The 20,494-nt window shown below is 73.5% G+C and carries 14 protein-coding genes; 8 read left to right on the forward strand and 6 right to left on the reverse strand.

What is annotated here, in order from left to right; translation table 11 throughout:
- Window positions 1–91: 91 nt before the first annotated feature.
- From gltB to ABZS77_RS17750, 3 genes are all read left to right on the forward strand, one after another.
- Complete coding sequence (gene gltB, locus ABZS77_RS17740) at window positions 92–4,804, forward strand: glutamate synthase large subunit (RefSeq protein WP_354823751.1); 4,713 nt, start codon at window positions 92–94, stop codon at window positions 4,802–4,804.
- On the forward strand, window positions 4,797–6,332 hold the full coding sequence (locus ABZS77_RS17745; RefSeq protein WP_354823753.1) for a glutamate synthase subunit beta: 1,536 nt from the start codon (window positions 4,797–4,799) through the stop codon (window positions 6,330–6,332). The genes gltB and ABZS77_RS17745 overlap by 8 nt, the downstream gene beginning before the upstream one ends.
- A 129-nt stretch (window positions 6,333–6,461) precedes the next feature.
- Window positions 6,462–7,001, forward strand: a complete 540-nt coding sequence (locus ABZS77_RS17750; protein ID WP_354823755.1) for a hypothetical protein — start codon at window positions 6,462–6,464, stop codon at window positions 6,999–7,001.
- An 87-nt stretch (window positions 7,002–7,088) separates the two neighbouring features.
- On the opposite strand, the gene ABZS77_RS17755 is transcribed toward ABZS77_RS17750, so the two are convergent.
- A complete protein-coding gene (locus ABZS77_RS17755) occupies window positions 7,089–8,624 on the reverse strand; it encodes a M1 family metallopeptidase (protein WP_354823757.1) in 1,536 nt (511 codons plus the stop codon).
- Window positions 8,625–8,816: 192 nt separating this feature from the next.
- Here ABZS77_RS17755 and ABZS77_RS17760 point away from each other — a divergent pair, with 192 nt between their 5' ends.
- The 3 genes from ABZS77_RS17760 (at window position 8,817) to ABZS77_RS17770 (ending at window position 13,142) form a co-directional block, all read left to right on the forward strand.
- Entirely contained in the window at window positions 8,817–9,614 is a 798-nt protein-coding gene (locus ABZS77_RS17760; RefSeq protein WP_354823759.1) for an SGNH/GDSL hydrolase family protein, read from the forward strand.
- Window positions 9,615–9,762: 148 nt separating this feature from the next.
- Window positions 9,763–12,294 (forward strand): FtsK/SpoIIIE domain-containing protein, encoded by a 2,532-nt coding sequence (locus tag ABZS77_RS17765; RefSeq protein WP_354823761.1) that lies wholly within the window; start codon window positions 9,763–9,765, stop codon window positions 12,292–12,294.
- A 2-nt stretch (window positions 12,295–12,296) separates the two neighbouring features.
- A complete protein-coding gene (locus tag ABZS77_RS17770; RefSeq protein ID WP_354823763.1) occupies window positions 12,297–13,142 on the forward strand; it encodes a hypothetical protein in 846 nt (281 codons plus the stop codon).
- Here the strand turns inward: ABZS77_RS17770 and ABZS77_RS17775 are convergent, their stop codons facing one another.
- The 4 genes from ABZS77_RS17775 to ABZS77_RS17790 form a co-directional block, all read right to left on the reverse strand.
- A complete protein-coding gene (locus ABZS77_RS17775) occupies window positions 13,143–13,652 on the reverse strand; it encodes a hypothetical protein (RefSeq protein WP_354823765.1) in 510 nt (169 codons plus the stop codon).
- A gap of 115 nt (window positions 13,653–13,767) precedes the next feature.
- On the reverse strand, window positions 13,768–14,229 hold the full coding sequence (locus ABZS77_RS17780; protein ID WP_354823767.1) for a nitroreductase family deazaflavin-dependent oxidoreductase: 462 nt from the start codon (window positions 14,227–14,229) through the stop codon (window positions 13,768–13,770).
- Window positions 14,230–14,440: 211 nt separating this feature from the next.
- Window positions 14,441–15,418 (reverse strand): SEC-C domain-containing protein, encoded by a 978-nt coding sequence (locus ABZS77_RS17785; protein ID WP_354823769.1) that lies wholly within the window; start codon window positions 15,416–15,418, stop codon window positions 14,441–14,443.
- Between the two features lie 94 nt (window positions 15,419–15,512).
- On the reverse strand, window positions 15,513–16,979 hold the full coding sequence (locus ABZS77_RS17790; protein WP_354823771.1) for an MFS transporter: 1,467 nt from the start codon (window positions 16,977–16,979) through the stop codon (window positions 15,513–15,515).
- 216 nt (window positions 16,980–17,195) lie between these two features.
- Between ABZS77_RS17790 and ABZS77_RS17795 the strand changes: the two genes are divergently transcribed.
- Window positions 17,196–17,777, forward strand: coding sequence for a helix-turn-helix domain-containing protein (locus tag ABZS77_RS17795; protein WP_354823773.1), 582 nt, complete (start codon window positions 17,196–17,198; stop codon window positions 17,775–17,777).
- Between the two features lie 4 nt (window positions 17,778–17,781).
- Here ABZS77_RS17795 and ABZS77_RS17800 read toward each other — a convergent pair whose 3' ends face one another.
- Window positions 17,782–19,137, reverse strand: coding sequence for a pentapeptide repeat-containing protein (locus ABZS77_RS17800; protein WP_354823775.1), 1,356 nt, complete (start codon window positions 19,135–19,137; stop codon window positions 17,782–17,784).
- A gap of 206 nt (window positions 19,138–19,343) precedes the next feature.
- Here ABZS77_RS17800 and ABZS77_RS17805 point away from each other — a divergent pair, with 206 nt between their 5' ends.
- Window positions 19,344–20,126, forward strand: coding sequence for an alpha/beta fold hydrolase (locus ABZS77_RS17805; RefSeq protein ID WP_354823777.1), 783 nt, complete (start codon window positions 19,344–19,346; stop codon window positions 20,124–20,126).
- The last annotated feature ends 368 nt before the right edge of the window (window positions 20,127–20,494 follow it).

The raw sequence follows: 20,494 nt of genomic DNA on the forward strand, positions 1-20,494 counted from the left end.
CTTGCGTCCCCCTCCCTAACGTAGACTCAATAGACCCACGGGCCGACGTCGTCCCCACCATGATCCAACCTGAGTGACGACAGGAGGCCCGGTGGCTCAGCCGTACCCGCACAAGTCACAGCCGTACCCGCTCAGCCCGCAGGCGTCCCCGACGCCCGACCCCCGCCCGTCCGCCCAGGGCCTGTACGACCCGGCGCAGGAGCACGACGCCTGCGGTGTGGCCTTCGTGGCGGACCTGCACGGTCGGCGTTCGCACGCGGTCGTCGCCAACGGGCTCGGCGCGCTCTGCCGGCTGGACCACCGGGGCGCCCGAGGCGCGGAGCCCAACACCGGCGACGGCGCGGGCATCATGATCCAGGTCCCGGACGCGTTCCTACGCGCGGTGGCCGGTGTCACGCTGCCCCCGGCCGGTGAGTACGCGACCGGTCTGGTGTTCCTCCCCGACGACGACGCCGCCGAGGCCCGTGCCCGCCGCGTCGTCGAGAAGTACGCCCTCGTCGAGGGCGCCGACCTCCTCGGCTGGCGGGACGTGCCGATCGACCCGGAGGGGCTCGGCGAGACGGCCCTGGCGGCGATGCCCCGGGTCCGGCAGGTCTTCGTGGCCGCCCGTCGGCTCACCGACTCGCCCGCCGGTCGGGCCGGCTCCGCGCTGAGCGGCATCGACCTGGACCGGGTGGCGTTCTGCCTGCGCAAACAGGCCGAACGGGAGTCCGCCGAGCGGGGCGTGCCGGCGTACTTCCCGTCGCTGTCCAGCCGCACGATGGTGTACAAGGGGATGCTCACCCCCGACCAGCTTCCGGCGTTCTACCCGGATCTGCGCGACGAGCGGGTGGACAGCGCCATCGCGCTGGTGCACTCCCGCTTCTCCACGAACACGTTCCCGTCGTGGCCGTTGGCGCACCCGTACCGGTTCATCGCCCACAACGGCGAGATCAACACGATCCGGGGCAATCGCAACTGGATGCAGGCGCGTGAGGCGCTGCTGCGTTCGCCGAACGTCCCGGGCAACATCCGCCGGGTCTTCCCGGTCTGCACCCCCGCCGCCTCCGACTCGGCGAACTTCGACGAGGTGCTGGAGCTGCTGCACCTCGCGGGGCGGAGCCTGCCGCACGCGGTGCTCATGATGATCCCCGAGGCGTGGGAGAACGACCCCGGCATGCGGCCGGACAAGCGGGCGTTCTACCGCTTCCACGCCAGCCTCATGGAGCCGTGGGACGGGCCGGCGTCGGTGGCGTTCACCGACGGCGAGATCGTCGGCGCGGTGCTGGACCGCAACGGGCTGCGCCCGGGGCGCTGGTGGCAGACCGACGACGGCCTGGTCGTGCTGGGTTCCGAGGCGGGCGTTCTCGACCTCGACCCGGCTCACGTGGTCGCCAAGGGGCGGCTCCAGCCGGGCCGGATGTTCCTGGTCGACACCGTCGCCGGGCGGATCGTGCACGACGAGGAGATCAAGTCCGAGTTGGCCGCCGCGCAGCCGTACGGTGAGTGGCTGCACGCCGGGCTCATCGAGCTGGACGACCTGCCGGCGCGCGAGCACACCGTCTACACCCACGATTCGGTGCGCCGCCGCCAGCAGACCTTCGGCTACACGCAGGAGGAGCTGAAGATCCTGCTCGCGCCGATGGCGCGGACCGGCGCGGAGCCGCTGGGTTCGATGGGCACGGACACCCCGATCGCGCCGCTGTCGACCCGCCCGCGGCTGCTGTACGACTACTTCCACCAGCTCTTCGCCCAGGTCACCAACCCTCCGCTGGACGCCATCCGCGAGGAACTGGTGACCAGCCTGGCGTCGACCATCGGGCCGGAGGGCAACCTGCTCGACCCGGGGGCGGCGAGCTGCCGGCAGATCGTGCTGCCGCACCCGATCATCGACAACGACGAGCTGGCGAAGATCCTCTCCATCGACGACGACGGTGACCTGCCCGGCTTCAAGGCGGTCCGGGTCTCCGGGTTGTACCGCATCCGCGAGGGCGCCGCCGGCATCAAGGCCCGGTTGACCGAGATCTGCCGACACGTCTCCGAGGCCATCGAGGACGGCGTGCGCATCCTGGTGCTCTCCGACCGGGACTCCAACGCCGATTTGGCGCCGATCCCGTCGCTGCTGCTCACCGCAGCCGTGCACCAGCACCTGGTGCGGGAGCAGACCCGCACCCAGGCGGCGCTCGTCGTGGAGTCCGGCGACTGCCGGGAGGTGCACCACGCGGCGGTCCTGATCGGGTACGGCGCGGCGGCGGTCAACCCGTACCTGGCGTTCGAGTCGGTGGAGGACATGATCTCCACCGGCGCGCTGACCGGCGTCGAGCCGGCCGCCGCGGTGCGCAACTACGCCAAGGCGCTCGGCAAGGGCGTCCTGAAGATCATGTCGAAGATGGGCATCTCGACGGTCTCGTCGTACTGCGGCGCTCAGGTCTTCGAGGCGGTCGGCCTGGACGGCCGGCTCGTCGACCGCTACTTCCGGGGTACGCCCAGCCGGATCGGCGGCGTGGGGCTGGCCGGTGTGCACGCCGAGGTGGCCGCCCGGCACGCGCTGGCCTGGCCGCCGGCGGGCGCGGAAGCCTCCGACCGGCTGGAGGTCGGCGGCGAGTACCAGTGGCGCCGCGAGGGTGAGCTGCACCTGTTCAACCCGGAGACGGTCTTCCTGCTCCAGCACGCGACCCGCAGCCGGCAGTACGACGTGTTCCGCGAGTACACGGCGAAGGTCGACGCGCTCGCCGCGCAGGCCGGCTCGCTGCGCGGGCTGTTCACCCTGCGCACCGGGGTCCGCCCGGCGGTGCCCCTGGACGAGGTCGAGCCCGCCTCCGAGATCGTCAAGCGGTTCGCCACCGGTGCCATGTCGTACGGGTCGATCTCCGCCGAGGCGCACGAGACGCTCGCCGTCGCCATGAACCGCCTCGGTGGCAAGTCCAACACCGGCGAGGGTGGCGAGGACGTCGAGCGGCTGCACGACCCGGTACGCCGTTCGGCGGTCAAGCAGATCGCCAGCGGCCGGTTCGGTGTGACCAGCGAATACCTGGTCAACGCCGACGACCTCCAGATCAAGATGGCGCAGGGCGCCAAGCCCGGCGAGGGTGGCCAACTGCCCGGCAACAAGGTGTGGCCGTGGATCGCGCGGACCCGGCACGCCACGCCGGGCGTCGGCCTGATCTCCCCGCCGCCGCACCACGACATCTACTCGATCGAGGACCTGGCGCAGCTCGTCCACGACCTGAAGTGCGTCAACCCGGCCGCCCGGGTGCACGTCAAGCTGGTCAGTGAGGTGGGTGTCGGCACGGTCGCGGCCGGTGTGGCCAAGTTGAAGGCCGACGTCATCCTCATCTCCGGGCATGACGGCGGCACCGGTGCGTCCCCGCTGAACTCGCTCAAGCACGCCGGCACCCCGTGGGAGTTGGGGTTGGCCGAGGCCCAACAGACGCTGCTGCTCAACAAGCTGCGGGACCGGGTCACCGTGCAGGTCGACGGTCAGCTCAAGACCGGCCGGGACGTGCTGATCGCGGCGCTGCTCGGCGCGGAGGAGTTCGGCTTCGCGACCGCCCCGCTGATCGTGGCGGGCTGCGTGATGATGCGGGTGTGCCACCTGGACACCTGCCCGGTCGGCATCGCCACCCAGAATCCGGTGCTGCGCGAGCGGTTCACCGGCACCCCGGAGTTCGTGGAGAACTTCTTCCTGTTCCTCGCCGAGGAGGTCCGGGGGTACCTGGCCGAGCTGGGCTTCCGGTCCATCGAGGAGGCGATCGGGCAGTCCGAGCTGCTCGACGTCGCCCCGGCGGTGACGCACTGGAAGGCACACGGGCTGGACCTGGCACCCGTCCTGCACCTGCCCGAGCTGCCGGCCGGCGCGGTCCGGCGCGGGGTACGGGCGCAGGACCACGGCCTGGAGCACGCCCTGGACAACGAGCTGATCGCGCTGGCCCGTCCGGCGCTGTCCGACGGTGCGCCGGTGCGGGTCGAGGTGGCGGTGCGCAACGAGCACCGCAGTGTCGGCGCGATGCTGGGCGGGGAGGTGACCCGCCGGTTCGGGGGCGCCGGCCTGCCCGAGGACACCATCGAGTTCGTGCTGCACGGCACGGCCGGGCAGTCGTTCGGCGCGTTCCTGCCGCACGGGGTGACCCTGCGGCTGCACGGCGACGCCAACGACTACGTGGCCAAGGGCCTCTCCGGTGGGCGGATCATCGTCCGTCCGGACGCCGCCGCGCCGTTCCTCGACCCGGACGCCGCGCCCGGCCAGCGCGCGGAGGACCAGATCATCGCCGGCAACACCATCCTGTACGGGGCCACCGCGGGTGAGGTCTTCCTGCGCGGCCGGGTGGGGGAACGGTTCGCGGTGCGCAATTCCGGCGCGGTCGCGGTCGTCGAGGGTGTGGGCGACCACGGCTGCGAGTACATGACCGGCGGCACGGTGGTGGTGCTCGGCGCGACCGGGCGCAACTTCGCCGCAGGCATGTCCGGCGGGATGGCGTTCGTGCACCACCTGGACCGCTCCCGGGTCAACACCGAACTGGTCGACCTGGCGCCGCTCGGCGAGCAGGAGCAGACGCTGCTGCACGAGCTGGTCCAGCGGCACGTCGCCGAGACCGGCTCGGCGGTCGCCGAGGAGCTGCTCAAGCGTTGGCCGGAGGCGGTGGCCGAGTTCACCGCCGTGGTGCCCCGCGACTACCGCCGGGTGCTGGAGATCATGAGGGCCGCCGAAGCCGCCGGCCGCGACGTCGACGACGCGGTCATGAAAGCACTGACCGCACCGGCTGTGCCGGCGATGCCCGTGCCGCCCGCCTCGCGGGTGGCGGCCCAGGAGGTGGCACGTGCCTGACCCGAACGGTTTCCTGCGCTACGACCGGCGGTTGCCGGCCCGCCGCCCGGTGCCGGTGCGGATCAGCGACTGGCGCGAGGTGTACCCGCCGGCCGGCGAGGACCTCGTCCGCGAGCAGGCGACCCGCTGCATGGACTGCGGCATCCCGTTCTGCCACGACGGCTGCCCGCTGGGCAACCGCATCCCGGACTGGAACGACCTGGTCCGTACCGGCAACTGGGACGCGGCGGTGGAGTCGCTGCACGCCACGAACAACTTCCCGGAGTTCACCGGCCGGCTCTGCCCGGCGCCCTGCGAGGCGGCCTGCGTGCTGGGCATCGCCGGCGGCCAACCGGTGACGATCAAGCAGGTCGAGGTGGAGATCGCCGACGCGGCGGCGGCGCGCGGGTTCACCCCGCGTCCCGTACCGGCGCCGTCGGGCCGGTCGGTCGCCGTCGTCGGTTCCGGGCCCGCCGGTCTCGCCGCCGCCCAGCAGCTGGCCCGCGCCGGTCACGCCGTGACGGTGTACGAGCGCGACGACGCGATCGGTGGCCTGCTGCGGTACGGCATCCCCGACTTCAAGTTGGAGAAGCGGCACATCGACGCCCGGCTGGCCCAGCTCGCCGCCGAGGGGGTGCGCTTCCGCACCGGCGTGAACGTCGGGGTGGACGTCACCGCCGAGCAGCTGCGCGCCGAGCACGACGCGGTGCTGCTGGCCTGCGGGGCGTTGCAGGGCCGGGACACTCCGGAGACCCCGGGGCGGGCGCTCCGGGGCGTACACCAGGCCATGGCGCACCTGGTCGCGGCCAATCGCGCGGTCGCCACGGCGGCCACCGGCGAGCCGGGCGTCGCCGAGACCGGCGAGGGTCGGCCGGGCCGGGCGGCGCTGCCAGACGGCACACCTATCGACGCGGCCGGCAAGCACGTGGTGATCATCGGTGGTGGGGACACGGCGGCGGACTGCCTCGGCGTCGCGCACCGGCAGGGCGCGGCCGGCGTGCACCAGCTCGACCTGTACCCGCAGCCGCCGACCGAGCGCGACGAGGCACGGGACCCGTGGCCGACCTGGCCGTGGATCCTGCGCAGCTATCCGGCGCACGAGGAGGGCGGCGAGCGGGTCTTCGCCGCCGCGGTGCAGGAGTTCGTGGACGACGGCACCGGCCAGGTGCGGGCGGTACGGATCGCCGAGGTGACCGTCGAGAAGCGCGACGGCCGGCGCATCGTCACCGTCGTGCCCGGCTCGGAGCGGGAGCTTCCGGCGGATCTGGTGCTGCTGGCGATCGGTTTCGAGGGCACCGAGCGGCAGCCGCTGCTGGCGCAGTTCGGGGTGACCCGCAATCCTCGGGGTGCGGTCGACGCCCGCGACGACTGGCAGACCGACGTCGACGGGGTGTTCGTCGCCGGTGACATGCACCGGGGCGCCTCCCTGATCGTGTGGGCCATCGCCGAGGGGCGTGCGGCTGCCGCCGCGATCCACGGCTTCCTCGGGGGCGTCGGGGTGCTGCCGGCGCCGGTCGGCCCGGCGGCGCAGCCGCTCGCCGTCCGCTGAGGATTCCCGACCCCGTTCGGCCGGCGTGGCGGGTATCCGCCACGCCGGTCGGAGGGGCACCGCGTCGCTGAGACAGCGGTCACCGGTTTGCGGACCAATCGACGCGAAGATCATCGTTACGCTGCGGTCATGGACATCGAGGAGCGCCTACGGCGTACCCGTCGCTGGCTGTGGGTCGTGCTGATCGGCCTCTTTCTGAGCGGGGCCACGGCGTTCCCGCTGGAGGTCGAGGTGCGGTGGCTGCTGCGGGCGCTCGACCCGCTCGCCGGTCACCTGCCGGCGCTCGTCGACTGGATCGAGCGGGTCCACACCGGACTGGTGACGGCGAACGCGGACTACCCGTTCCTGCTCTACGGCACCGACTGGCTGGCCTTCGCCCACCTGGTGCTGGCCGTGGCGTTCTGGGGGCCGCTGCGTGATCCGGTGCGCAACGTGTGGGTGGTGCAGGTCGGCATGATCGCCTGCGCGGGGATCGTCCCGCTGGCGGTGATCTGCGGCCCGATCCGCGACATCCCCTGGTTCTGGACGCTCATCGACCTGTCGTTCGCCGTCGGGGCGTTCCCGCCACTCTGGTTCGCCTACCGGCACATCCGTACCGTTGAGGCGCAGCTGGCCGAGCCGGCGGGCGCGGTGGCGACGGTGGACCGCCCGGCGGCGCCGACGTCCTGAGCCGGGCGGCCGGCCGGGGGGCGGTCCGGCGCGACCACGCCGAGGGGCCCGCCGCGTGACGCGACGGGCCCCGCGGGCAGTGGACCCCTACCGCTGCGACAGCAGCTCGTGGGACTCGCGGATCTTCGCCCAGGACTTCGGCTCGGCCGGCGCAGTGGCCGTGCGCGCGGCGCCTGCCACGTCGGGCCGGCCGGCGGTGAACAGCCAGGTGGTGAACAGCTCGTCCAGGTCCAGGCCGGAGATGTCCTCGGCGAGGGCCTGGAACTGCGCGGTGGTGCCGTTGCCGTACCGGTTCGCGGTGGTCCAGGCGGGCAGGATCGCGAAGAACGCGTCGTCGCCGACGGCCAGGCGCAACTGGTGCAGGGCCATCGCCCCCCGGTCGTAGACGGCGTCGTCGAACATCCGAGCCGCGCCCGGGTCACCGGGCAGCACCTGCCAGAACTCGTCGTCGGCCGGGTAGTTGCCGTAGGTGAAGTCGAACAGCTCCTGGGCGGTGCCCTCACCCTGCTCCTCGGACCAGAGCCACTCGGCGTACGAGGCGAAGCCCTCGTTGAGCCAGATGTGCCGCCAGTCGGCGACCGAGACGGAGTCACCGAACCACTGGTGGGCGTTCTCGTGGGCCACCACGTACGTGTTGGCGCCGCGCCGCCAGAAGCTCGGGGAATACACCGGCCGGGTCTGCGTCTCCAACGCGAAGCCGATGCCGTCCACGGGACCGGCCACGCCACCCTGCGCCTCGAACGGGTACGGGCCGAAGATCCCGCTCTCCCAGTCGATGATCTCGGCGGTCCGCTCGATGCTGGCCCGCGCCGCCGGCCCGAGCGCGCCGAGGGAGGTGCTGTACGCGTTGATCACCGGCTGGCCGCCGGGCGTGGTGTCGGTGACGATGTCGTACTGGCCGATGGCCAGGAAGGCCAGGGAGGTGATGGTGGGGGAGGTGGTCCGCCAGCCCCACCGGGTGCGGTTGCCGGCCTCGGCCAGCGGCGGCCGGGGCTGCACGCCGTTGCTGATCACCTCGACGCCGTTCGGCACCGACACGGAGATGTCGAAGGTGGCCTTGTCCAGTGGGTGGTCGTTGCTCGGGAACCACCACCACGCCGACTCGGGCTCGTTGACGGCGAGCGCGCCGTCGGCAGTGCGCGTCCAGCCGGTGTAGCCGCCGACCAGGGTCTCCGACGGGACGCCGGCGTAGCGCACCACGATGGTGAGCTGCTGGCCCCGGGTGATGGTGCGGGCCGGCGTGACGACCAGCTCGTGCACCCCGGCGGTGCTGGTGCCCGCCTCCCAGCCGTTGACCCGCACCGATTCGACGTCGAGCAGGAAGTCCAGATTGAACGACGAGAGGTCCTGGGTGGCGGTGGCGAGGATGGTGGTGGTGCCGGTGAGCCGGTCGGTGGCCGGCTCGTAGCGCAGTCGGACGTCGTAGTGCCCGACGTCGTAGCCGCCGTTGCCGTAGTCGGGGAAGTAGCTGTCGCCCAGGCCGGGCGCGCCGGGTTGCGGCGCGGCGGTGACGGTGGGCCGCCCCCAGGCCGTGGGGGCGGCGTGGGCGGGGGCGCCGGCGATCATGGTGCCGGCGGTGGTGAGGGTCAGGGCGGCGGTGGCCGCCGTGAGGACTCGTCGCACGAGGTGGACTCCCTCCATCGGGGTTGTACGCCGTCAACCTAATCGACAACTGTGAGCGTCGCTGCCTCGCCCGACGTCGTGTCGAGCTATTCCCTTGATCTACGTGTTTCGATAGCATTACCGACTAGTAACAAACCTGGCCACGCGCGCGGTCGCAGGATCCCACCACCCCCTGTCCTGTGGAGGTCCGTCATGCCCCACCGCCCGCTGGCCCGCGCCCTGGCCGCGCTGGTCGCCGCGTTCACCGCCGCCCTCGGCGCCGTGCTCGTCCCCGGCACCGCCCAGGCCGCCGCCGTCAACTACGTCGCGCTCGGCGACTCGTACTCCTCAGGTGTCGGCGCCGGCCCGTACGACACGTCCGGGTGCCTGCGCAGCCAGAAGTCGTACGCCCCGCTCTGGGCGGCAGCCCACGGCGTCACCAGCTTCACCTTCCGGGCCTGCGGCGGCGCGGTCACCGCCGACGTCCTGGCCGACCAGGTCAGCGCGCTCAGCACCAGCACCACCCTGGTCACCATCACCATCGGCGGCAACGACGCCGGCTTCGTCAACGTCATCACCAGTTGCCGTTTCGGCAGCACCTCGTCCTGCACCAACGCCGTCAACACCGCCAAGTCGTTCGCCACCTCGACGCTGCCCGGCCGGCTCGACGCCACGTACGCCGCCATCCGTAACCGGGCGCCAAACGCCCGCCTGATCGTGCTCGGCTACCCGCGGCTGTTCGAGACGTCCTCCTGCGGCCTGCTGGCCATGAGCACCTACAAGCGCACCATCCTCAACGAGGCCGCCGACGCGCTCGCCTCGGTCACCGCCAGCCGGGCCGCCGCGGCCGGCGCCACCTTCGCCGACACCCGCTCCACCTTCGCCGGGCACGGCGTCTGCGCCGGCGACCCCTGGATCAACGACATCTCCGGGATCATCGAGGCGTACCACCCGGACGCCGACGGCTACCGCTACGGCTACCTGCCGGCGCTCAACGCCGTCACCGGCTGACCCGTCCACCCCGCGCGCGGCGGCCGACGGTCCACCCCGGACCGTCGGCCCCGCCGCGGGCGCGACGCGCGGGTCGCTACTGTGCCGGTGTCACCGCTGTCCGTTAGGGTTTCCGCGAACCGGACAGCCGTGGCGTGGGAGGCACAGCGTGGGCAGGCTCGCGTCGGCGTACGGGCAGGCGGTCACCGCCCACCGGGCGGCCCGCGCACACCTGGACACCGCCCGGGGCGCCCTCGGCGCCGCCCCGGCACCCGCCGCGCCGGTCGCCGCCGGCGACCTGGTCGACCGGCTGGCCCGCCTCGGTGGCGCGCTCGCCACCCCCACCCCGGGCGCCACCACGCTCACCGACGCTCCGGCGGCGGTGCGGCTCGGCGAGGCGTCCACCGCGGACGGTGGCTTCCCCGTGCTGGTGCCGCTGGGCGGCGGCCACCACCTCGCCCTGGACACCGACGCCCGCGACGCGCGGGTCGCCGGCCTGCTGCGGGCGCTCGTGCTGCGGCTCGTCGCCACCGCACCGGCCGGGCAGGTCCGCGTCGCCGGCATCGACACCGCCGCGCTGGGCGCCACGTTCGGGCCACTGCGCCCGCTGCTCGACGCCGGGGTGCTCGACCCGCCGGCCACCGGCGAGGCCGAGGTGACCGCGCTGCTGGACGCCGCCGAGCGGCACGCCCGCGCCGCGCAGCACGCCGAGCCCGCCGCCCGGCACCTGCTGGTGGTCGTCGCCACCGCCGCACCGGCACCGCGCGAGCTGGCCCGCCTCGCGGCCCTCACCCACGCCGGCCCGGCCGCCGCCGTCTGTGTGCTGCTCGCCGGCCACCCGTCCCGGCTGCCCGGCCAGACCCCGCCGCCGCTGGGCGCTACCACCGCCGTGCGGATCGTCGAGGGGTACGCGCACGTCGGCGACCCGCCCGGCACACCGTTCAGCGCCGACGGCAGCGGCCTCGCCGCACCCGTGCTGCTCGACGGCGACCCGCCGCCCGCGTCCGTACGCGCCCTCGCCGAGCACCTGGCCGCCGCCGCCCGCCGCACCGACGCGCTGCCCTTCGCTGAGCTGCTGCCCGAGCGGCGCTGGGCCGAGTCGGCCGGCAACGGCCTGCGCACTGTCGTCGGCCGTGCCGGCCGCGTCCCGCTGACCGTGGCCTTCGACGACGCCACACCGCACTGGCTGGTCGGCGGGCGCACCGGCGCCGGCAAGACCGTCTTCCTCCTCGACGTCCTCTACGGGCTGGCCGCACGGTATCCGCCGGCCGAACTCCAGCTCTACCTGCTCGACTTCAAGGAGGGCGTGAGCTTCACCGAGTTCGTGCCCACCACACGCGACCCGTCCTGGCTGCCGCACGCCCGTGCCGTCGGCATCGAATCCGACCGCGAGTACGGCCTCGCCGTGCTGCGCGAGCTGCGCCGCGAGGCGCAGCGCCGGGCCACCGCCCTCAAGCGGCACGGCGTCACCAAGCTCGCCGACCTGCCCCGGGACAATCCGCTGCCGCGCATCGTGGCGGTCATCGACGAGTTCCACGTGCTGCTCGCCGGCAACGACGCGCTGGCCCGCGAGTCGGTCGACCTGCTGGAGGAGCTGGCCCGCAAGGGTCGCTCCTACGGCGTACACCTGGTGCTGGCCAGCCAGAGCATGACCGGCATCGAGGCGCTCTACGGCCGCGCCGAGGCGATCTTCGGGCAGTTCGCGCTGCGGGTGGCGCTGCCCGGCGGCGGAGGGGTGCTCGACCAGCTCAACGATTCCGCCGCGGCCCTGCCGATCGGCTCCGCCGTCGTCAACACCGCCGCCGGCGCCGTCGGCGCGGACACCGTGCTGCGCTTCCCCGACGCGCACGCCGCCGCGGCCGACCTGGCCGCGCTGCGCCACGAGCTGTGGCAGGCCCGCCCGCCGGGCTCGCGCGCCCCGGCGGTCTTCAAGGGGTACGAGGCCGCGCGGGTCGAGGACGATCCCACCTTCACCGGTCTGCGCCCCGGTGGCCGCCGGCCGATGGCTCTGGTCGGCCGGACCGTCGACGTGCACGGCACCACCGCGCTGTTCCTGATGGACGCCACCCCCGGCCGGCACCTCGCCGTGGTGGGCACCGCCGCCGCCGGCGCGGACGTCCTGCGCGCCGCGACACTGAGCCTGGCCCGCCAGCACACCCCCGGCGACGCCCGGTTCCTGCTGGCCTCGCTGGTCAGCGCCGCCGACCCGGTCGCCGCCGACACCGACGCCGCGCTGCGGGCCGCCGGCCACCCGGTCCGCCGCGTCGACGCGGCCGGGCTGCGCGACCGGATCGCCGAACTGGCCGCCGAGCCCGCCGGCCGCGAGTACCTGGTGGTGTTCGGGATGGACGCCGCCGCGCCGGTGCTCGGGGCCACCGACCCGGTCAGCTTCCGCTCCGGCCTGGACGACCTGCACACCCTGCTCCGTCAGGGCCCCGCCCACGGGGTGCACCTGCTCGGCTGGTGGCGTGGTCTGCGCCGGCTCGCCGACGACCTCGGCGGCACCCAGAACCGCGACGACGTCGCCTGCCTCGTCGCGCTCAACGTGCCCGGCCCCGAACTGGCCCTGCACCTCGGGGTCCACGACCTCGCGTACACGCCGCGCGCCGACCGGGCGCTGCTGGTCGACCGGCACGACCAGCGCACCAGGCTGATCGTGCCGTTCGCCGGTGACGGGCACGAACCGGACGGGGAGCGCTGACGGTGTCCTTCGAGGAGTACGCGGCGCTGGCCCGACAGCTCGCCGAACAGCGCCGGGCCGGCGAACAGCACGCCGCCGCCGAGTCCGAACGCCGCCGCGACCTGCACGCCGCCGTCGACTCGCTGCACCAGCGGCTGACCGCTCAGGGGCACCGCCTCGACCAGCTCGGCCGCGCCATCGGCGTCGACCAGCCGCCGTCCAGCCCGCCCGCGGCCCCGGGTACCCCGTGGAGCCCCGCCGGTGCCGCCACCGCACCAGGTCCGCCGCACGCACCCGGACCAGGGGACGGCGGACCCGACGGCGCAGCCGGCGCTCCGGGGCGGGCGGGTGTCGAGGCGTACCCCCAGCTGCCGGCGGGGGAGGCGCGGCTGGCGCTGCCGACGGCGGTGAGCCCGGCGGGCGCCGGGGTGCCGGCGCAGCGCGCGGCGGCGGTCGACCCGGCCACCGAGTTGGAGCTGGCCCGCCGGATGGCCGACGAGGCGGACAGGCACGGGCACCAGGCGGAGCTGCTGGCCCAGCGGCCCGCGCTGCTGCCGACGTGGTCGCCGCTGGCCCGGGCGGTCGCCGTCTACGCCGGCTGCGGGGTGGCGGCCGGGGTGCTCATGTTGACGCTGGTGCTCGCCTCCGGGATCGGGCTGGTCGACGGGTTCACGCTCGGCGCGTGGGTCTGCGCGGGGTTGCCGGCGCTGGCGTTCTTCGGCGGCTACCTGGTGCTGGGTCGGTGGGGGAGGCCCGCCATGGTCGCCGGCACCCCGCCGCGCTACCTGCCGCTGGGATTCCTGATCTGTTTCCTGCTGGTGCCGCTGGGCTACTGCGCCTACCTGCTGCTGTTCCGCACCCTGCGCTGATCAGTCCAGGTGGTAGGTGATGCTGCCGGCGTCGCTGAACCTCTGCTCGCCGCCGCTCGAGGGGCTGAAGACGCGGCAGTCGCACTCACCGGTGGGCTGCTTGGCCGACGCTGCGGCGTAGTACCAGACCTGACCCACCTGGGCCGTGAACGTGCGACTGGTCCGCGGCGGCACCTCCAACGCCCGGTGCGCCGTGCAGTCGGCGTCGAAGAGCCAGAGCACGTGCGGCTCACTTGTCGTCGAGGCGGTGCCGCGGACCCGATCTCCCCAGCGGCCGGCGGGGATGTCGCGTTGGAAGTACACCACCGCCTCCTGGCCCTTGGTCCGCTCGATGCAGGCCCGGGCGAGCTGCGCCGCTGACGCGGAGGTGGGGCTGGGGGCGGGCGCCGCCGAGGACGACCGCTGGCCCGATCTGCCGGTCGCGACGACGACGAGGAGGGCGACCACGACGGCGAGTCCGGCGGACAGCCCGATGACCGCACGCCGGCTGAACGTCTTCGCAGGTGCCACGTCGCGTCACTCCCTCAGCTGCCGGCTGGGCCGTCGGCGGGGCCGGAACTAGTCCCGAGCGCCGAGGGCAGAGTCTACGGCGCTCGCCGCCACGGCATCGGCCCCGAACTCCGGATCAACGCGCACCGGTACCGGTCGATCGTTCGATGATGACGACGGGGATCTCGCGGTCGGTGTCCTTCTGGTAGCGGGCGTACGTGGGGAAGACCGTAGTCATCACCGGCCACAGCCGGGCCCGCTCCTTGGCCGTGGCGGTGCGCGCCCGCCCGGCGAACCGTTCGCCACCGACCTGGATCTCGACGGTCGGGTCGGCGCTCAGGTTCAGGTACCGGGCCGGATGCTGGGCCGAACCCCCGTTGGAGGCCACCAGCAGGTGGTTGTCACCGTCGCGGCCGTAGATCAGCGCGGTCCGGCGCAGCGTGCCGGACCGGCGGCCCCTGGTGGTCAGTAGCAGCGCGGGATAGCCGTGGTAGCTGCCGCCATCCGCGCCGTCGGTGGCCACGTACCGCCGAATGTGCTTGGCGACCCAGCCGACCGGGCTGTCCTCGACCGTCTCGTGCTGCTCCTGCGCGGTCACGCCATCGCCTCCGTCGCCGAACTCGATCGGGTGTCGCGGACGCGTCGATCATAAGTGGAATCCCGTCGGCTCCGGCTGCCGTCGAAGCACGGGCCGACCGAACACGGTGGAGAGCGATATACCTGTGGGTCATATCTATGACGCACAGGTATCGCTCTCGGGGAACCGCGCCACCATTCGGCGGCACGAGCCGGTCCATTCGCAGGGGTGGTCAGCCGCGCGAGCGGGGCAGGCAGCACTTCTTGTACTTGGCGCCGGAGCCGCACCAGCAGGCGTCGTTGCGCCCGGGTGGCCAGGCGGTCACGCCGGTCTCGTCGAGGCTGTCGGCGTACCCGTCGAGGGTTTCCTCGTCGATGGGGTCGTCGCCGGCGAAGGCGGCCAGGCCCGCGACGGTGCCGGCGGCAACACCCAGGTCCGCGCCGCCCAGGCTGGAGGCCTCGGTGAGGGCGCGTTCGATCTGGGCGCGGTGTTCGTCCCAGGTGGGCGGGAAGCTGTCGACGAGCGCCGGCCAGCGCGCCAGCAGGGCGTCGAACTCGGCCCGCGGCCAGTACAGCAGTGTCGCCGGGCCGTCGTCGATCGCGTCGAGGGCGTGGCTGCTCGCGGCGCGCAGCCGGTCGGCGAGGGTGTCGTGTTCGTCGTGGGGGAGGCCCAGCTCTTCGCGCAGGTCGTGCCGCCGCTGGACCAACCCGTAGATCATGGCGGCGGTGGTGTCCTGGGCGTCCTCCGACTCGTGCTGGTGGGTTCGGCTGCGGTCGAGCATCACGTCGAGCGCCTCGGTGAGCCAGGCGACCGCCGTCTCGGTGTGGCCGGACTCGGCCAGCCTCTCGACCAGGTGGACGGCGTCGGGGTCGGTCTCCAACAGCGGACGTAGCTCGGCCAGCTCCGCCAGGCCCTCGTCGACGCGGCCGAGGCGCAGCAGCAGGCCGCCACGCACCGCGCGGACGTAGGTGTTGTCGTCGGGTTGTTCGGCGATGGCGCGGGTGGCCAGGGCGAGCGCGTCGGCCAGGTCGCCCGCCTGCTCCATGATGTCCGCGGCCACCAGCAGGGCGTACCCGGTGTCAGCGGGATCGGCGACCCGGCCCTCGTCGACGGCACCGACCAGCTCGGCGACCAGCGCGGCCGGGTCCGGGCTCTCGGATCCCATCGAGCCGATCGCCTCGATCCGCTGGGTGGTCAACATCTCGGGCATGGGCACATCCTGAGCGACGGCGGGCGGGCGGTCAGCGTACTCCGGATCGTGTCGCGGCCCGGGCGGCGAACCGCCCGGGCCGCGACACGGACCCTCAGCGGGTCGCCGGAATGGTGGCGAACTCGCCGGCTAGCTCGGACTCGACGATCGTCGAGGTGGTCGGCCGGCGACCGGCCGACGCCCGCCGGGCGGACGGGACGGCGAGCGCCGCGAGGGCGGCCGCCAGGGCGATCGCGGTGAGGACGAGAAAGCCCGTCGTGAAGCCGGCCTCCCGGGGCAGGCCGCTGGCCTGCGGGTGGGCGGTGACCACGCCGCTGACCACGGCCGCGCCGATCGCGCCGCCGATGGTGCGGATGTTGGCGTTCATGCCGGTCGCCACGCCGGTCTGGCTGGCGGGCACACTGCCGACGATCAGGTTGGCCATCGACGCGAAGGCCAGGCCGATGCCGAGACCGACCAGCCCACCGGCGATGGCGACCTCCAAGCGGGTGTCGTGCGCGGCGGCGAGCATCGCGGAGGCGGCCACGTTGAACGCGGCGCCGGTGGCGAGCTGCGCCTTGGCGCTGAAGACGGACTGGAGTCGCCCGGCGACCAGACCGGCGACGAACATCGCGACGAGCATCGGCAGCATGAGCAGGCCGGCCTGGCTGATGCTGGCGCCGAACCCGTAGCCGGCCGACGTGGGGGTCTGCACGAACTGCGGGAGGAACGCGTACACGGAGAACATCGACGCGCCGTAGAGCAGGGCGACCAGGTTGGTGGTCCAGACGCCGGGCAGGCGCATCATCCGCATGTCGATGAGCGGGTTGGGCGAGCGCACCTCGGCGACGAGCCAGCCGACGAGCAGCACCACGGCAAGCGCCAGCAGACCGAGCACCCGGGTGGAGGTCCAGCCCCAGGCCGCGCCCTGGCTGATCGGCAGGAGCAGCGCGACAAGCCAACCGGACAGCAGCACTGTGGCGCGCCAGTCGATCCGGCCGGGCGTCCGGACCGGGGACTCCGGAACGAACAGGTGCGCGGCGACGGCGGTCAGCCCGACCACGACCATCGGGATCCAGAACAGCCACCGGTAGTCCAGCGCGGTGACGATCGGGCCGGCGAGCACGACGCCCAGCCCACCGCCGGCGGCGACGATCGCCGAGATGGCGGCGACGGCGGAGCCGACCCGGGCGGCGGGGAACTCGTCGCGGATGATGCCGAACGACAGCGGGAACACCGCGCCGCCGATGCCCTGCACGATCCGGGCGACGATGAGCACGCCGATGTTCGGCGCGATGGCGGCCAGCAGGCAGCCGAGGGCGAGCGCGGCGAGCGACACGACGAGCATCCGCTCCTTGCCGACCATGTCGCCGACGCGGCCGAGGATCGGCGTGAAGATCGACGCGGAGAGCAGGTAGGCGGTGAGCACCCAGGTGACGGTGTTCTGGGAGGTGTGCAGGTCCTGCTGGATGGTGGGCAGCACCGGGGTGATCAACGACTGGAGCATCGCGAAGAACCCGGCACCGGCCGCGAGCACGGTGAAGGTGAGCCGACGCGAGCTGCGTCGGGGGGTCACTGACACGAGAGAGAACTCCTGATGACGGTACGGAAGGAGATGTGTCACCCGTCGTCTGTGGCGGGCGGGGTGTCGGGTCCGGGCGATCGGGTGGCCAGGCGGATCGGGCGGGTCCCGAGGTAAGCTAACCGGAGGGTGCCCTCCGGCATTTCCGGAGGGGCGCCTCCACTAAGTTAGCGGAGGGGTGCCTCCGGATGCAACCGAGGTGAGGTGACGCACGTCATGACCAGCGCGGGGCAGATGCCCGAGGTCTTCGCGCGCCGGCCCAAGCGGGCCGACGCACGGCGCAACTACGACGCGCTGGTCGTCGCGGCGCGGGACGCCTTCGCCGAGAACGGCGCCGCCGCCTCCCTGGAGGACGTGGCCCGGCGGGCGGGAGTCGGCATCGGCACGCTCTACCGCAACTTCCCGACCCGACGGCACCTCTTCGAGGCCGTGTACGTCGAGGAGGTCCGGGCGCTGAGCAGCTCCGCCGCCGACCTGGCCGAGCTGCCCCCGTGGGACGCCCTGGTCGCGTGGCTGCACCGCTTCGTCGCGTACGTCGCCACGAAGCGGGCGCTCGCCGAGCAGCTCCTGCACGACTCGGAGATCTTCCGGACCTGCCGGGCGGAGATCTACGCCGCCGGGGAGCCGTTGATGCGCCGTGCGCAGGCCGCTGGCGTGGTGCGCGACGACATCGGGTTCGACGACGTGGTGCGGCTGATCAGTGGCCTCACCATGGCCCAGTTCCCCTCGCCCGAGCAGCGCGACCGGGTGCTCGGCGTGGCCCTCGACGGGCTGCGCCCGGTGGCCGCCGCCCGCTGACCGCTCACCCGTCGACGAGCAGCAGCCACTCGTCGTCGAGCCGTTTCACGGTGGTGCCCGCCGGCCAACGGTGACCGAGGTCGACCACCGCCCGCGCCTGCTCGACCTGCGGCGGCCGGCTGAAGTGGACGTCGCGGAAGCTGGCCATGCTGTGGAAACGGGCCCGACCGAAGTTCGCGGCGTCGGTGAAGCGGGCACCGTCGAACAGCGCCTCCGCGCCGAACGTCGTCCAGCGGAACAGCGCCATGTTCGCGAATCGGACCGAGCGGAAACTCGCCGACCCACCGAACTCGGTGTGCTCCATCGACAGGGCACCGAGGAACTCGGCCTCCCGGAACGAGACCGCGTCCTCGAAGCGGGTCGCGTCGAAGCTGGTCGGCTGGCCGAAGGTCGCCCGACGAAACGAGGTCGGGCCGGCGAAGCTGGACCGCCGGCAGGACAGGCCGTCGAACGCAGCGCCCTCGAAACTGGCCGACCCGCCGAACCGCGCCCCGTCCAGCACGACCTCCCCCTCGGCGCTGAAGCCGTCGAAGACCACGTCACCGAGGACCGCCGCCCCGAACAGCAACGGCCCCCGCGCGGTCGCGCCCGCGAAGCTGGTCGCGCCGGTGAACACCGCACGCCTGAAGTCCGCGTCGACAAGCGTGCACCCGTCGGCGTCGAAGTCGACGAGGGCGGCGCCGGTCAGGTCCAGCACGATGCCCGGCCAGTGGACCGCGTCGTCCGCGCGCAGGTGCCGGGTCAGGACGCCCTGCGCGGTGCGCCGGACCTCCGTCTCGCGCGGCTCGTCGTGCGGCGGCGGCATCCGCAGGTACGCGCAGAGCACCGCCACGATCGTCGCCCGCTGCGCCGGATTGTCCTGCCCGAGGCGTTCCAGGGCGTGCAGCCCGCCGAGGCGTACGGCCGCGCTGTCGTTGCCGAGCAGCTCGACCGCGCGGGTGTACAGCTCGGTGAGCCGGCGTTCGGCCGCGTCGTGTTCGGCCGCCCGGGACTGCCGGTCCTGGTGGTGCTGCGCGGCCTCGGCCACCGACTCGGCGTGCGCCTGGACCCGGTCGCGGTGGGCCTGGTCGCGGACGGCGACACCCTCCTGGTGCCGCTGCGCGAGTTCGGCGATCCACTGACGGCGGGCGGCAAGCAGCAGGGCCAGGCCGCCGCCGGTGCCGGCGACCACGGTCAGCCCGGTGCGGATCGCGTCGATGCGCAGCGTGGCGCGGGTGTCCGGCTGGCCGGCCCGGTCGGCCTCGGTGAGCAGCAGGTCCAGGACCAGCCAGCCCAGGGCGAGGGCTGCCAGCAGGCCGATCAGGACCAGCCACCACGGCATCACCCGCAGTTGGCGTTCGGGAGGTTCGTCCGCGGCCACGCCCACAGCATGCCAGCCAACCGGTTCCGTCCGATATGGAGCGCGGCGGTATGCCGGTTTGCACCCTCGGTGGAACAACGGGTTACCGGCGCGTAACAAGTCATTGACGGCTCCGAATTGTTGCGGGCATCATCGGCGCACGGTCGACCGGACACCCCACCCCACCTGCCCGGTCCGCCGGGCGCCCTCCCCCCGGAGGTGCAGCCATGCTGCTCCGAAAGACCGCCCTCGCCCTCACTTTCGCCACCGCCGCCGTCCTCGCGACCACCACCCCCGCGGCAGCCGCCCCCGCACCCGCCGCCCCCGCTCCCGCCCTCGCGGCGACAGCCGCCGCCAACCCCGTCATCGTGGTCGGCGGGCTCAGCGGCGTCGCCGTCGCGTACGAGCCGATCGCCGCCCGACTGCGCGGCGACGGCTACCGGACGTTCATCTACCAACTGCCCGGCCTCGGCCTCGGCGACATACCGACCTCCGCCCGCGCGTTCGCCGGCTTCGTCGAGCAGGTACGGGCCAGCACCGGCGCGTCCACCGTGGATGTCGTCGCCCACTCCGAGGGCGGCCTGGTCAGCCGCTACTACCTCAAACGGCTCGGCGGCACCGCCACCATCGGCAGGTACGTCAGCCTCGGCACACCGCAGTACGGCACGTACGTGGCGAACATCGTGGCGTTCCTGGGCCTCGGCAGCTGCGCCGGTGTCGTGGCCTGCCAGCAGATGACCATCGGTTCGGCGTTCCTCGCCGACCTCAACGCCGGTGACGACACACCGGGCGCGGTGCGGTACACCACCATCCGCACCCTGCAGGACGAACTGGTCCGACCCACCGGGAACGCCGCCGTGAACGACGGGGCGACGAACGTGCTGATCCAGGCGTACTGCCCGCTGCGGGTCGTCGGGCACCTCGGTCTGGTGCTCGACGGCACCTCGTACACCATCGTGCGCGGCGCCCTGGCCGACGGCCCGGTGCGACCCAACTGCGTCGCGCTCTGACCCGGTCCCGCGCGGGCGGTCCCGGGAGGGGAGCCGCCCGCGCGGGCGCGACAGCGAGTGTCGGGTGGGCGACGTTCCGGCGAAACGGTGTGGCAGGCATCAGATCTGCTCGATAGCCTGCTCCGGCTGTCCATTCGGGACGGACGACCGGCCTTTCACGAGGAGCAGCACGCATGACCGACCCGCACGCCGCACCGCCGGAGAGCACACCACCGACCGTGCCGCAGCTCGACGTGCGGGCCGCCGAACCGCCGGCGGCCGACACGCCGCCGCCCACCGGTGGGTTCGCCGACCGGCCACCCGGCTACCCCAACGCGCTGGTCTGGCTGCGCGCCGGGATCCTGCGGGACTGGCGGGGCGTGCTCGGC

It is taken from the genome of Micromonospora sp. NPDC005298 (assembly GCF_040607375.1).
Classification (GTDB): domain Bacteria; phylum Actinomycetota; class Actinomycetes; order Mycobacteriales; family Micromonosporaceae; genus Micromonospora.

Bases quoted from the DNA above. Each gene is read 5' to 3' on its own strand.
- ABZS77_RS17795 (WP_354823773.1), top strand. From the start codon at position 17,196: ATGACCAGCGCGGGGCAGATGCCCGAGGTCTTCGCGCGCCGGCCCAAG.
- ABZS77_RS17785 (WP_354823769.1), bottom strand. From the start codon at position 15,418: ATGCCCGAGATGTTGACCACCCAGCGGATCGAGGCGATCGGCTCGATG.
- ABZS77_RS17805 (WP_354823777.1), top strand. From the start codon at position 19,344: ATGCTGCTCCGAAAGACCGCCCTCGCCCTCACTTTCGCCACCGCCGCC.
- ABZS77_RS17750 (WP_354823755.1), top strand. From the start codon at position 6,462: ATGGACATCGAGGAGCGCCTACGGCGTACCCGTCGCTGGCTGTGGGTC.
- ABZS77_RS17760 (WP_354823759.1), top strand. From the start codon at position 8,817: ATGCCCCACCGCCCGCTGGCCCGCGCCCTGGCCGCGCTGGTCGCCGCG.